This is a genomic window from Peptoniphilus sp. SGI.035, from assembly GCF_050315115.1.
Taxonomy (GTDB): Bacteria; Bacillota; Clostridia; order Tissierellales; family Peptoniphilaceae; genus Peptoniphilus_A.
This window is the reverse complement of record NZ_JBNPOJ010000074.1, coordinates 1-217: the sequence shown is the minus strand read 5'-3', so window position 1 is coordinate 217 and position 217 is coordinate 1. Positions and strand designations below refer to the sequence as shown.

General features: G+C 36.9%; 1 pseudogene. It reads right to left on the bottom strand.

The features are described 5' to 3' along the window. Window positions 1–217, bottom strand: a pseudogene (locus tag ACQRC6_RS09935) (hypothetical protein); the annotation flags it as partial.

The following is a 217-nucleotide window of genomic DNA, read 5'->3' as shown; positions in this document are numbered from 1 at the left end:
GTTGCAATAAGGAAGTACTAAAAAGAAATTTTCGCCAGTAATTGGCTCTACTGCACCATATGCATATCTATATTCTCTTATGTGGTGGCATGGGACTTGTGGTCTTATCTTTTTATTGCACCAGCAATATTTTGGCTTGTTTATGCGTCCAAATCCTGCTTCGTCTTGAAACATGATTCTTACTCTTTTATTCGGGTTAACGTTTCTAATTTCTCCT